The organism is Psychrobacter sp. CX5 (genome assembly GCF_057621535.2).
Genome location: NZ_CM177735.1, coordinates 1325797 through 1339555, shown reverse-complemented (window position 1 = coordinate 1339555; position 13759 = coordinate 1325797). Strand labels below are relative to the sequence as shown.

At 41.4% G+C, this 13759-nt stretch carries 8 protein-coding genes; 6 read left to right on the top strand and 2 right to left on the bottom strand.

Annotated features, from left to right (window positions below; genetic code table 11):
• Nucleotides 1–540: 540 nt before the first annotated feature.
• Nucleotides 541–1113 carry a hypothetical protein gene (locus tag AC21OG_RS05200; RefSeq protein WP_487376268.1) on the top strand — a complete coding sequence of 191 codons (573 nt, stop codon included), beginning with the start codon at nt 541–543 and terminating at the stop codon, nt 1111–1113.
• A gap of 557 nt (nt 1114–1670) precedes the next feature.
• Here AC21OG_RS05200 and AC21OG_RS05195 read toward each other — a convergent pair.
• Nucleotides 1671–2003, bottom strand: coding sequence for a hypothetical protein (locus tag AC21OG_RS05195; protein WP_491185073.1), 333 nt, complete (start codon nt 2001–2003; stop codon nt 1671–1673).
• Between the two features lie 265 nt (nt 2004–2268).
• Nucleotides 2269–3930 carry a GMC oxidoreductase gene (locus AC21OG_RS05190; protein ID WP_487376266.1) on the bottom strand — a complete coding sequence of 554 codons (1662 nt, stop codon included), beginning with the start codon at nt 3928–3930 and terminating at the stop codon, nt 2269–2271.
• Nucleotides 3931–4389: 459 nt separating this feature from the next.
• Here AC21OG_RS05190 and AC21OG_RS05185 point away from each other — a divergent pair, with 459 nt between their 5' ends.
• The 5 genes from AC21OG_RS05185 to AC21OG_RS05165 all read left to right on the top strand — a co-directional run bounded on the left by AC21OG_RS05185 (nt 4390) and on the right by AC21OG_RS05165 (nt 13739).
• Nucleotides 4390–5328, top strand: coding sequence for an alpha/beta fold hydrolase (locus AC21OG_RS05185; RefSeq protein ID WP_487376264.1), 939 nt, complete (start codon nt 4390–4392; stop codon nt 5326–5328).
• A gap of 518 nt (nt 5329–5846) precedes the next feature.
• A complete protein-coding gene (locus AC21OG_RS05180; protein WP_487376263.1) occupies nt 5847–6917 on the top strand; it encodes a Cj0069 family protein in 1071 nt (356 codons plus the stop codon).
• Between the two features lie 1037 nt (nt 6918–7954).
• Nucleotides 7955–9829 (top strand): amidohydrolase, encoded by a 1875-nt coding sequence (locus AC21OG_RS05175; RefSeq protein WP_487376261.1) that lies wholly within the window; start codon nt 7955–7957, stop codon nt 9827–9829.
• Nucleotides 9830–10009: 180 nt separating this feature from the next.
• On the top strand, nt 10010–10402 hold the full coding sequence (locus AC21OG_RS05170; protein ID WP_487376259.1) for a DUF1622 domain-containing protein: 393 nt from the start codon (nt 10010–10012) through the stop codon (nt 10400–10402).
• 496 nt (nt 10403–10898) lie between these two features.
• Entirely contained in the window at nt 10899–13739 is a 2841-nt protein-coding gene (locus tag AC21OG_RS05165; protein WP_487376258.1) for an aconitate hydratase, read from the top strand.
• Nucleotides 13740–13759: the final 20 nt, after the last annotated feature.

The window sequence follows — 13759 nt, the reverse complement described above, 5'->3', positions numbered from 1 at the left end:
ATTATGCTAAATTCAACCTAGTTTTTTTCGACAAATTTATTAATCTGCTTGGTAACAAGCTTCCACAGCTTAACTTACAATGCTCGGCTGCCAGCACTCATATACGGACTCAAGACGACACGATAATGACCGTCTTTAGCAAGCTGGACAATCGGGTCGTTTTGTCTGACAGGCTCAAGCTCAAAAACGTCAGTGGTTTAGCCCAATATTTGCCCCTCTTTAATCACCTCAGCCAACGCTTGGGTATCGACGACATTATTAAGAGCAACGTTTACCAGTAATCGTTACGTGTTAACTGTGGTAATATTTATAATATGAACGTTGGTTCAAAATGAATGTTTAAAGTTGTGATATTAGGTTAGTATAAAGATCAATACGTGACTGTCGTCAATTCACTTTATACCTATTAAGGTGTTGACAATGCTAGATGTACTATCACCAGTCGATCGCCATGTAACAGGATAAAATAAAACGCTTATTTTTGTCATACATAGATTATCCCAGACAAGATCAACAAATAACGCTAACTAATGAGCTTATATGAGTAAATTAATATGGTCATTGACTATATCCGCTTTCTTAGTAGGTTGTAGTCAATCAAATGTTTACCCTAAAGTTATCATTGAAAGTCCTAATAAACAGGATAAGCAATCGCTATATGGTGAGAAAAAACCAAAGGAAGACATTATTCAAGATGAAATAGACGATTTGTTTGCAAACAATAGAGCAAAGTGTTCTACAAGCAATAAAGCAGTCACTAATTTCAATAACAAGATAGAGATTTGGGATGTTTGTCACTTGAACGATGGCGGTCTAATTTTAACGATAGAATCCTATAAAGATAGTGTCTACTATCAAGAAATTTACTTTGAAACTAATGGCAATCTAACTTTTGCCAATGAGATCAAGAACTATACACCAATGAACCATTATGCCCAAATCCCTCTATATATTAATTATTATATAAAGAATAATAAGGTGTCGACCCGCTTTTCAGGACTTGGGAAAATGCAAAATTTTTATTGGGATCCAAGCGAGATTTTTGATAGGTATGATAAAAGGCTAGATGAACTGGTAAAAATAAAGGATATAGAACCAAGTCCATACAACTAATCCAACCATAGTCTTTTAAACTTAATTAGATAGTTATTTAGCCTTAATTAGTATGTAAAATGAAGTTGACTATTAGCAATTAAAATGTCCATTTTTTTATAGTGTTTATCCTAATTAAGACAGATACGAAAGATACGGGAAAGTATAGCGATAATAATAGAGCATACGACTCTTGTGATCGTGTTATTCAAAACATTAATGAGGGAATGGATCAGCAACGTGAGTCGACGGATTGTGAAGAGGGTGAGGAAGGATGCTGATAAAGCTTGGCGTGATACGCTATTGAGATAAGGCTTAGAGCTTTTAAACCACAAGTTCGTTAGCCGAATTAGTACATTCTAAATTTCGGGTACTCAATCGGGACGACGGGATAATCTAAAATTCTAACCAATAAAAAACTGGACATATAGCCCAGTTTTTATTATAGATTAAAGTTCAGCTTGTCATTTTATATAGCTACTTTATATAGCTACTTTATATAGCTACTTTATATAGCTACTTTATATAGCTACTTTATATAGCTACTTTATATTGTTACCTTATATTATAATTTCCTATTAAAGATGATCGGTATCAACATAAGGTTGTTCACTTAAAGAGGGTGTCGATGGCAACACTCTTTCTTGTTTAAAGAATTTAGAATGCCCTTCTAATATTTTATTCACATCATTAATTAAGTCTTCGATCACATCATCATATATACCAAGATGTAACTCTCTATCAAAGCCTGTATAAGCATGCTTACGAGCAGCTGAGCGGACATCAGTAATACCATGCTTTTGGAAAAATATATCCACACGCCCATCACTATTTAAGACACAGCTTAAGATACCATCATCAATTTCTAAGTCATATCGCTCAGGGATAAAAATGTAATCATCCACGTCCATCAATTCTTTTTCAACAGATCTTGTTAGTAAAGATTTTATATCAAACACAAAGATACTCCTTTTAAAAAATAAATGTCATTAACCACATAAAATGTATTGTTCTTTATAACTTATACTACAAGAACTTATCTGAATTTAAAGTTATCAAGTGTAAAACTACGTTTAGGGTCTGTTGAATATTCAGATGTGTAACTGGCGTACACCCTAACGATGATTAGCCGTTGTCAAACCTTTTCTACAAAATAATCTATGATAAATAATTCAGTTACGCAAAATCTTGCTGCAAAATATAACTCATATTGCGCTCAGCCAATCCGGTAATAAACACGTAGGGATTGACGCCCGCACTGCCTGGAATTAGCGCCCCATCTTGTACATAGATATTTTCATGACCTATGACCCGTCCCACCTGATCCGTTGCTAGACCCAATACGCAGCCCCCTAAAGGATGATAGCAAAAGTCATCGCCAAAGCCTTTGGTGAATAACAAGCTTGATGTGGCGCCCCCATTGGTTTCGGCAAGTTTTTCAATCAAGGCTTTGGCCGCATTAACCGAATATTCGTTTTGCGAACGCTTCCAGTTGAGCTTGACCGTTTGTGAGGCTTTATCATAATAATAGTTGCCGCGCTCAGGGTTGTCAGTAATGGCAAGATATAAGGTCGTCCATGTCTCAAGACCTAGGGGTAACGGAGCAATTTCAGCGAATATTTTATAAGGCGATCCGCCTCTATCGCCATCCCACATATTGATGCCTTTGACAGGTATGGTGGACTGAATCTTGCCAGCCGCATGCACAAAGTTACGCCCTGTCATGATATTGCCATTGGGTCCCCAGTGCTGACCAACATGCTCATTTAGGTGGTTTAACTTACCTTGAGCTTGGCTTTTTAGTAGTAGCTCTGAGGTGCCAGTGCTGCCTGCATTTAAAAACAGCTTATCGCAGGTGTAGTGCTCAATGGCGTCAATACCGCCATTTTCATTGATCACATGAACCTCCAATCTAAGCGGACTTTGTGCATTCTCATTATTTGAAGGGCTATCTAAAGTGTTATCAATATCAACACTACTGTCTAGCTGCTCAATAGAATTGACTTTTCGTAGTGTTTTGACGCTGACATTACCTGTGGCTTCCGCTGCTTTAAGATAGGTAAGATCAAGCGAAAACTTACCGGCATTATTGCCATAAATAACCTCGCCACCTAAGGCGGAAGGGTAGACCTCACCTTTGGCTTCTCGCTGCATATAATCAAAGTCATAGCTGTTAGCAAAAAACTCGGTTTTAAGCCCTGATTTCTCAGCTTGACGTTCTGCTGCTCGAGTGAACTCATAATGCTCGGACTGATTAAAAAAGTCTTCTGGTATTTGACTCACCTTAAGCTCACGCATGGCCCGCGGAAAGAAGGTGTCATACATCTCATCACTGTCAATCCAAGGGAAGGTCTGCTCAAAGTGCGCCCGCTTCGGCTTGATCGCGATGGCGCCGTTGACGATAGATCCCCCTCCATAAGCACGCCCTGCATAGACTTTCATCTCATCATATTCGATTAAATCGAGAACACCCGGATATTTCCTGATGGGTATAGGAATCGGAATAGGCGCATTGGGCCAGTTGCTAAACCAACTTGAGCGCTTGTCGGCATGAATCATTTTGCAAAAAGTATTATGCTCGGGTGTTCTGTCCCAGCGCTTGCCCATCTCCAAAATCAACACCTGATGACCTTTCTCGCTTAATCTAAGCGCACATACGGCGCCGCCATAACCACTTCCCACAATAATATTGCTAACATGTCCTGCCTGTCTAACAGGGGTGTTCGTAGTGCCAGCAGTGCTACTTTTTGCAAAGGTTTGACAGCCGGTAACGCTTGCCGACGCACCGACAGCGCCTAGTCCTAAGCCCATAGATTTAATAAATTTGCGTCGCTTCATAAGAGTCCTAATGTTGAATCAGATACTACCAAAGGTTGGTATTATTTAACCCTAGTCTAACAATATCGACCTTCTGTATCCTAAAGCTTACGTAAATTATTAGATAAATAAACCATCATCTCTTATACTAGCGTTATAACTGTCTGTGAAAACAGGGGTTTAGCGCACTTTTATTACGCTAAACTGCTACCCAATCTAAAAAACCAACTTATCTAGGAATACTTGTCGAAACGCTATACATTAAACAAGACAAATAGTAGGTTCACTAATTCTCATTTATATAATTGAAATAGATAAGTTATTATTAAATTATTTATACACAAACCCTTATTGTGGTGTGCAAAATGTGTAGCGTGTGGTGTAGCCCAGAGAAACTCACGTATGAATCTTTAGACGTATTAATGTGCATATTTTAATGTAGGGTTGACTATATTATATTGATCTCAATAAGGCCTATCCATGAACGTTTCCACCCCAAACTTTAAGACAGACGATTTTTTTAATCTTAAGGATAACTGGATTGAGACTGCGCCTCACGAGATGACTCATTATTATGATCAGGGTCATGGCGTCCCGATGTTGATGTTACATGGGTCAGGTTTGGGCGCCTCTGCTGCCTTAAACTGGTGGTTGAATATACCTGAGCTGAGTAAAGTTGCGCGTACGCTGGCTTTTGATTTGATTGGCTATGGTGAGACGATATGTGCACCTGATACAACCTATGGCATTAAACAATGGGGCGCCCAAACCATACGCTTAATGGATGCGCTGCATATCGATAAGGCATGGCTGGTCGGTAGTTCACTGGGTGGCTGGATTGCATTGCAGTTAGCGTTAGATTATCCTGAGCGTATTCTTGGTGTGGTATCTATCGGTACCGGCGGCGCAAAAAGTAACGATACCTTATCCAATACTAATGATCAGATGCCACCTCCCCTATCTTCTCAAACAGGTAGTGACGATACTCAGCCAACAGACACTAAACCTATCGCCACCAAACACAAGTCGCCTTTATCTGCTGCTGTTATCCGCAAAGACTTTCAAAAGAACATAAGAAATGAGGCGGTTATTAACGACAACTTGGTCAATATACGCCTTAAAGCAGCCTTAAAGGAACAAAAGACTGGATTAAGGTCATTATTACTGGCGGCTCGAGATCGAGATCGTGAAGATTTACCGTTAGACGTAACCGCTTTAGGTCAGCTCTCTTTACCTGTCCTCTTAGTTCATGGCATGAATGATAAGGTGGTGCCTTTGTCCCGTACCCTACAGTTATTGAATGCGATGCCGACAGCCGATGCTCATATCTTTAGCGAAAGTGGGCACTGGCCCCATCTGGGCAAGTCAGATGAATTCAATTCGTTAGTGCGCAACTTTGTAAGTTTCCATAGCGATTAAGTCGTGCTTAAAGAGCTCTTCCGGCTCAACCACTCACTCTCTGTTAACCATGCTTATTAGGTCATGATCAATTGACCCTAAAACACTGTTATTAAAGCGTCCCTTCGTTATTCACCTTTTCATCATTTATTCATATAAACTCATTATGATACCGGCGTGTTATTTGACAATCGTATTGACTGGTTTTACTCAATAATGCTACCCTTTCGCCTTTTTAAATTCCCTTAAATCACCTGTAAGATTAAGGGGCGCTTACTATCCTTCCTGCCAACTAATGACAAAACATTCTAACCAGATGCAAAACGACCAAACCAGAGCGTATGTCTGCCTTGTAGCTATAAACGGCCAAGACTGTAGAAATAAGACTGTAGAAGCTTAGATGTCCACTGACCAACCTTATCCCCATTAGTTTTAACTCCATTACTGTAGATTGTCATACTCCGCTCACAACTAAAGTGGCGACTATTATTCTTAACGGGTTAATTAACGTTTAACTAAAAATTATAAGAGAGAGTATTATGAAAAAACACGTTGTAATTTTTGAGGCGCGCGGTGGATCTGATAAAAGCAAGTATGGTTGCCGACGTGATACCTACCCCATCATTGAGTCTTTAAAAGCGCGAGGCTGGACCGCTGAGGTTATTTTTTATACCGATGAAAACCGTGGCGAAATTTACCGTTATACCTTAGATAAAGCCGACGCCTATGTCAGCCGTATTAACCCCGGTAATCTAAAAGATGAGACTGGCTATTTTCAGATGCTCCGTGAATTAGTACATCAAGGTATCAAAGGGCTGCCTCATCCAGATGTGATGGTAAATTATGGGGCCAAAGATGTGGTTGAGCGCTTAAAGGGAACGACATTAGTACCCGAAGATGTCTACTGCTACTATGAATACGAAGAACTTAAAACTCAATTTCCAATCACTTTAGCCAAGGGGCAACGGGTGTTAAAGCAAAACCGTGGCTCAACGGGTGAAGGTATCTGGCGTGTTCAATTAAAAGAGCCTGAACGTTATCAAGGTTTTGATGCAATCCCAGAAGATGCGTTACTAAAGCTTACCGAGGCCCGTGACAACCACAGCGAAGAGAAAACACTCGCTGAATTTATTGAGTTTTGTTATCAATACCTCGAAGGCGATAACGGTCTGATACTAGACATGCCTTTTCTACCGCGTATTAAGGAGGGTGAAATTCGGGTATTGATGTTAAGGGATAGCGCCGTATCTGTGGTGCATAAGAAGCCTGCTGACAGTGAAGATGCCTTTTCAGCCACCTTATTTTCAGGGGCAACTTACCGCTATGACAAACCTGAGCAGTGGCAAGACATGGTGGATATGGTAGAAGCCAATGTACCTATGTTGCAGACGCGGTTGGGCGGATATGCCTTGCCTCTACTTTGGACAGCGGACTTCATTCTAGACACCGATGATCAGGGTAATGACACTTATATGCTCGGTGAGATTAATGCCTCATGTGTTGGATTTACCACCCATCTTGAGCTGTCGGAGAATATTGCCGATGAGATCATGAACTTAATTGAGGCCGAAAGCGTCATTAACAGTCGCTTTCCGGCATTTAGGGTTTAGAGCTTAGAATGTAGAGCAACAATTTACATGCCCTTGAGCCCATGTTTTGATGCTATCGAGAGCTATGAATAATACAGGATGGCCCCCTTAATGATTAAGGGGGCTTTTTGATAGGGTGTTAGAGGACTTTATCCATATATAGTCAGCTAAGTACTAAACGGTTACCGTGTTAACCTCGTTAAGCCTACTCCAGTAGTCCTTGCACTCGGTTGCCTTGTGACCATTTTATACTTCTTTGACTATAGTTGCTCGCGGGCGTGCCTCAGTGCGTCAATTATAGGCTCACGCTTAGGAGAATCGGGTAAATTGCTTTCCGCAAACGTGCTATCGATCTGAAAGTTCAACTGCTCAGAGTAAAAGCAACTTCTTATAGTAACTCACTCTATTATTGAATAGTGAAAGTGAAAATAAAAGTAAAAGTCACCTTGTATTAAATGCCTATTAAATGTCGCTTAGATTTAAAGCTCGATGAGTTATTAACAGTATTAAAATATAGTATGTCACCTGAATGCATAAGTAACCTCAAATCAAGTGCACCACTACCCAGTATTTACCACGATAAATACTGGCAAGGACACTATGTAGCCGCTAGCCATGATTGAAGCGGATATACTTGGCAAAGCACACGGCTTAAAGCGCTTGCATTAGCCAGTTATCGCGAAGCAGGAACTGCCTAATGCCTAGCGATTGTCGTGTGCTTTGCCAAGATAGTAGCGAAAAGCATGAATAGCTACCGGTATTAACGCTATTTGTTAAGTCACGAATACTATTGTTTAAGTGTCAAAAGAATCCCTATTTATAAAGCTAAACTTTATTAAGACCTGCTTTAATAAACTTTAAATTAACAGTGTTTCTTTTTGTTTCAGATGTTTGTAAAAGTTTACATGATGATTTCTATACAGAAGTAATATGCTAAATTAACCTTACTAGTGTGTCCGTCGATATGGGCATTAAAAGCTATTTAGCTCTGCGTATTGCGTATTAAGTTATTCGTTGCATTGATTCGTATTCTAAATCCATTACATTGAGAAACTACCATGAAAATTAGCAAACAAAAGAAAAACTTGATATTACTTGTAGGGGCGGCCAGTTTATTGTCGGCATGTGCCACTCAAAGCACCTCACAACAAGGTCCTTATAATACCCTTCCCTCGTCTGATATGGCAGCAGATATGATCGTTACTAATGCCAAAGTAGCAGTAATGGATGACAATCGAACCACTGCCGAAGCCATAGCTATTAAAGACGGCAAGGTGTTGCGTACCGGTAGTGATGAAGATATTTTACGTCTGCGTAATGCAGGTACTAAGGTCATTGACGCCCATGGTCGGACTCTGATTCCAGGTCTGAATGACTCACACCTTCACATCACTCGTGGTGGACGCTTTTATAATACGGAACTACGCTGGGATGGCGTAACCTCGTTAAAAGAAGCCTTGCGTATGCTAAAAGAGCAAGCGGATCGCACGCCTGAAGGTCAATGGGTACGTGTTATCGGTGGTTGGTCGCCTTATCAGTTTGAAGAGAAAAGACTGCCCACTATCGAAGAGATTAATGAGGCGACAGGTGACACGCCTGCCTTTGTCCTGTATTTATACAGCCGTGGTTGGCTCAATCAAGCAGGCTTAAAAGCGTTAAATATTGATAGAAATACTCAGCCACCTAATGACGATAGCCGTTATGAAAAAGATGAAAACGGTGACCCAACAGGGGTATTATTGGCGGAACCAAATGCCATGATTTTGTATCAAGTCATTGGGAAATTGCCACCATTATCTGAGCAAGAAATGGTTAACTCTACCAAACAATTCTATCATGAGTTAAATCGCTTTGGTCTAACCAGTGCTATTGACGCCGGCGGCGGCGGACACACTTATCCGCAAGATTATGAAGCGTCTGAAACTCTAGCGACGAGTGGCGATTTATCAATGCGCATCTCCTACTACCTCTTCCCTCAAAAAGCAGGAGAAGAGCGTAAGCAGTTTGAGCAGTGGATGGCAAATAACGAAGCGTCAGTGAACAAAGCGCATGCCCTATCACACGGCTATGAGCTAAAAGGTGGCGGTGAATACATGACTTGGGCAGCTGGCGACTTTGAAAACTTCTTAGCCCCTAAACCTTTTATTAAAGATAATGAAGGTTGGCGTGAGAGTACTAAAGAAGTGATCCAAATGCATGTTAATGAAGGCTGGCCGTTTAGACAGCACTCAACTTATGGTGAGAATACTAAGTTAATTGTGGACTTGGTTGATGAGATTGACCGTGAAAATAACGGTAAAATCAAAAATGACATGCGCTGGGCTATTGACCATGCGGAAACCATTGACGATGAGACACTCAGAGAAATCAAACGTCTGAATGGTGGTATCTCAGTACAGGATCGTATGGCATACGCTGGTGAATACTTTGTAGAACGCTATGGTGCAGAAGCAGCTAGTACTGCTCCGCCGTTTAAAAAGATTTATGATATGGGCATCCCTTTAGGATCTGGAACTGACGGTACCCGTGTGGCAAGCTATAACCCATGGATTTCATTGTACTGGATGACTACGGGTAAAACGGTTGGCGGTACTCAGCTGTATGGTAAAGATAATACTTTAGACCGTGATGATGCGCTAGAAGTCTATACCAGTGGTAGTGCATGGTTCTCAAGCGAAGAGGATGTCAAAGGTACGCTTGAGCCAGGTAAATATGCCGACTTTGTGCTGCTATCAGATGACTACTTCACGGTACCAGAAGAGAAAATCAAAACAATTGAATCTGTGTTAACGGTTCTTGATGGTAAGGTGGTCTATGGTGCAGGTGAATACAGCAAGCTTGATCCTAAACTACCAGAAGTCATTCCAAGCTGGTCACCAGTGAAGTATTATGGTGGTTATCATAATCCGACCAAACCAGCTGCTAAGCATTAATTAGCTAAGCACTAATAAGCAATGATGCGTTAAGCATTAAAAAATCGGTCTAATCTTTAGGCCGATTTTTTATTTCCGATTTACAATAATAAGTGGCTATTAATGACGTAATAGCTCAATAAATGACGTAACAGCTAAGTTGTTAGCAAGGATATTAAAGCGCATTTTTGGGGGTTTATCATGACAGAATATCTAGTACATACTATCGACATTATCGCTAAAGTAGTGGAGTTTATTGGGGTTATGATTATGTTTTTGGGACTTGCAGTGGCCTTTTATAAAGCCGCAGTCTCCTCTAAGAAATTTAGTCAGCATACCTATCTAGATATTCGACAAGACGTTGGCAAATCTATCTTATTAGGTTTAGAGGTATTGATAGCCGCCGATATTATGGCCACCGTTGTTACCGAGCCGACGCTACGCAGTGTCTTGGTACTCGGTGTGATTGTGCTGATTCGTACATTCTTAAGCTTATCTTTGCAAGTAGAGCTTGAAGGACGCTTTCCTTGGCAAAAGAAACAGTCTGTGACTGAAGAGGTAACAACCACCTCTAAAATGAGAGAAAATGAATAATATAGTCGGCGAACTTATAAAGAGTCACGGCGTTAACCTCGTTAAGCCTACTCCAGTAGTACTTGCACTCGGTTGCCTTGTGACTACTTTAAAGTTCTTTGACTATAGCTTTCTTTAAAATAGCTGTCTTTAAAATAAGGGTCCCACTAATCGGTTAGCACCTTTACTTGTTACGATTTACCCACGATGAATCGACAACTTGGTCTTAATAAATGTCCCAATTTTTGGTATGTTATAAGATGAATTATAAAAATAAATAAACTTGCTCGATAAATAGCTATACTGATTAAAAATGCTTGATAACTCTATAATGCTCGATAACTCAATAATGCTCGATAACTCTATAATGATAACTATATAATATAGATAAGCTCGATAAATAGCTTCATTAATAGAATATTTGAGTCGTTCTATCAAACTTGTTCCACAACATTTGTTCCATTAAATACAGCCACCTACTTATCAATCTAACTAACAATGAGAGAAGGAAGCCAATATGAGTGATATATTCAATGTAAAAGACAGTTTAACTGTCGCTGGCAAAGCACACGCCTATTATAGTTTGCCAAAGCTTGCCGAAAAATATGACAATATTAATCGTCTGCCTTATAGCATGAAGATTGTGCTAGAAAACTTACTACGTAACGAAGATGGTGGACAATCCGTCGGTGAAAACCACATTGAAGCGGTTGCTAATTGGGATGCCAAAGCGACGCCTTCACAAGAAATTGCCTTTATGCCGGCCCGTGTAGTACTGCAAGATTTTACCGGTGTTCCCTCAGTTGTTGACTTAGCGGCAATGCGGGATGCCATTGTAAAACTGGGCGGCGATGCCGAGCAAATCAATCCGTTTATCCCAAGTGAGCTTGTCGTTGACCACTCTGTACAGGTCGACGTCTATGGTCGTGCAGATGCGCTTGACTTAAACAAAAAGATCGAATTTAAGCGTAACAACGAGCGTTATGAGTTTCTGCATTGGGGCAAGCAAGCCTTTGAAAACTTTGTGGTAGTCCCTCCTGCAACGGGTATTGTGCATCAAGTCAACCTTGAGTATCTAGCCCGTGTTGTGATGGCCAGTGAGCAAAATGGTGAATTAACCGCTTATCCTGATACCGTATTTGGTACCGATAGCCACACGACAATGATTAATGGCGTTGGTGTATTAGGTTGGGGTGTCGGTGGTATCGAAGCAGAAGCGGCGATGCTGGGTCAGCCCTCTTCTATGCTCATTCCAGAAGTGGTTGGCTTTGAGCTAACTGGTAAATTATCAGAAGGCGTTACTGCTACTGACTTAGTGCTACGTGTGGTCGAAATGCTACGCGCTCATGGCGTGGTCGGTAAGTTCGTTGAATTCTATGGTGAAGGTCTACAAAGCTTGCCACTCGCTGATCGTGCAACGATTGCAAACATGGCACCTGAATATGGCGCCACTTGTGGTATTTTCCCAATTGACCAAATCGCTGTTGATTATTTACGTCTGTCTGGCCGCGAAGAGTCACAAATTGAATTGGTTGAACAATACGCCAAAGCGCAAGGGTTATGGCACGATGCCAATACGCCTCATGGGACTTATTCTAGCAATTTGACGCTTGATCTTAGTACTGTTGAGCCATCTCTTGCTGGTCCAAAACTTCCGCATCAACGCATTGCTTTGTCAGACATGTATGACAGCTTCGGTACAACCTTGACCGAGATGACCAAAGATCGTAAAGCTGAAGTCGTTGGTAAAGTGCGCTTCGATCAAGAAGGCGGTGAGCAAGAGCAAGCTGATGAACTAGCTGCTGAGCCTGATATCGATGTATCGACCAGTGATGAGGAATCAACCTCAGACAGACAACCTGCTGCGAATAGCATTTACTCAACGGTTTGTATCGACGATAAAGAGCATCACTTAAGTGATGGTTCTGTCGTTATTGCCGCTATTACCTCGTGTACCAATACCTCAAACCCTGCGGTAATGATCGGCGCTGGTCTGGTTGCTAAAAATGCTGCCGCCAAAGGTCTAAAAGCTAAGCCTTGGGTTAAGACCTCATTAGCACCAGGCTCTAAAGTTGTGACTGACTATCTTGAAAAAACCAACTTGATGGATGAGCTTGAAAAAATCGGCTTCTACCTTGTCGGTTACGGCTGTACTACCTGTATCGGTAACTCAGGTCCGTTACCAGACGTTATTGAAAAAGGTATCGAAGAAAAAGACTTAGTTGTGGCATCTGTGTTATCAGGTAACCGTAACTTTGAAGGTCGTATCCACTCTCATGTCAAAACAAACTATCTTGCCTCTCCGCCATTGGTGGTGGCGTATGCACTAGCAGGTACGGTAGATATAGACTTGACCAAACATCCGCTGGGTCAAGATCAAGATGGCAATGATGTATTCTTAAAAGATATCTGGCCTACTACGGCTCAAATTGATGAATTGATCACCCAAAATATCAATGCTGAGATGTTCCTTAAAAACTATGGGGAAGTCTTCGATGGTAGCTCGGAGTGGAATGCCATTAGCTCAGCAGATAGCCAGCTATATCCTTGGAGCGATGAGTCAACTTATATCAAGAACCCGCCTTTCTTCGAGGGTATGACCATGGAAGCTGAAGGGATTAAAGATATCGAAAATGCCCGTATCTTAGGTCTATTCGGCGATTCAATTACCACTGACCATATCTCTCCTGCCGGTAATATCGATGCCAACTCGCCAGCGGGTCAATATCTACAGCAGCGTGGTGTACTAGAAGCGGACTTCAACAGCTATGGCTCACGTCGTGGTAACGATGCGGTAATGACACGCGGTACATTCGCCAACATCCGTATCAAAAACTTGATGATGGGTGGTAAGGAAGGCGGCTATACTTACTACTTCAAAGACGACAAAGCAACCTTACAAGATGGCGAAGAGATGCCTATCTATGATGCGGCAATGAAGTATAAGGAAGATGGTCGTACGCTAGTGGTCCTTGGTGGTGAGCAATATGGTACTGGCTCAAGCCGTGACTGGGCTGCTAAAGGCACTATCTTACTTGGCGTCAAAGCGGTATTAGCAGGTTCTTTTGAGCGTATTCACCGTTCAAACCTAGTCGGTATGGGCGTGTTGCCATTGACCTTTAAAGAAGGTGAAAGTATCCAGTCTCATAACCTTGATGGGTCAGAAGTACTTAGCATTACTGGCTTAAATAATGGCGAAAGTAAAACGGCAACCGTTACCGCCACACGTGCCGATGGAAGCACGGAAACCTTTGAGGTGAATGTGATGCTACAAACGCCTAAAGAACGTGAATATGTCCGTCATGGTGGTGTGCTTCACTATGTACTACGTGAATTGGCGACTGAAAACCAGGCCTAAGTTTAATGGTTAATTCGGTT